Origin of the sequence: Roseibium denhamense (genome assembly GCF_009711415.1) — a bacterium.
In the GTDB taxonomy this organism is placed as follows: Bacteria; Pseudomonadota; Alphaproteobacteria; order Rhizobiales; family Stappiaceae; genus Roseibium; species Roseibium denhamense.
Genome location: NZ_SMLZ01000034.1, coordinates 1 through 605, shown reverse-complemented (window position 1 = coordinate 605; position 605 = coordinate 1). Strand labels below are relative to the sequence as shown.

Genomic DNA, 605 nt, shown 5'->3' with positions numbered 1-605 from the left:
CTGGCTAAACACCGAGACCGACCGACACTTTACTCGGAGTTCAAGTGACTGTTTTGGCATGGTCTCCGCTGTGATGATCATTCAAAGTTTCGTGAGATCCGGTTCTGCAGTTCAGCTTCAATTTCTCTGTCGGAATTCAGTTTGCCGTCTTGCGCGAGTTTTAAGAGGTCGGCGCATAAGGACAGATATTGCCCAATTCTCACAAGCGATTGCTGATAGGGGGGCAACACCCATCCCCTTGGCTTCGGCCGTCCGATCGCGGCCCAGGCACGATGGGTTTCTTTTAGCAATTCGCGCTTGGTCAGTCTGCTGTGCCGCATAAAGTCGTTTGCGAGAAGCGTTTCGGACTTTTGGAACCGTTCGGGCAGGCTGTTGTTGATGATATGAGCTAGAACCATGGCCAACGCACCGGCAAAAGGTTCTTCGGGGTTTACTGTCGAAGCGATAACCGCCGGCTCTCCAATCCGTTCCTCAAGCACTGACTGCAAAATCAGTACATCTCGTAGGGTGCAACATTCTCTGACCGTTTTTAGTTCAGTTTCATCAGATGGCCCGGCAATCTTAAAACCCTTGCCAGGCAGTACCTTTATGTCATCCGGATGCGG

The 605-nt window shown here is 51.4% G+C and carries 1 pseudogene; it reads right to left on the bottom strand.

Annotated elements, in window-relative coordinates:
* Positions 1–77 precede the first annotated feature (77 nt).
* Positions 78–605 (bottom strand): annotated as a pseudogene (locus E1180_RS21985) (hypothetical protein); the annotation flags it as partial.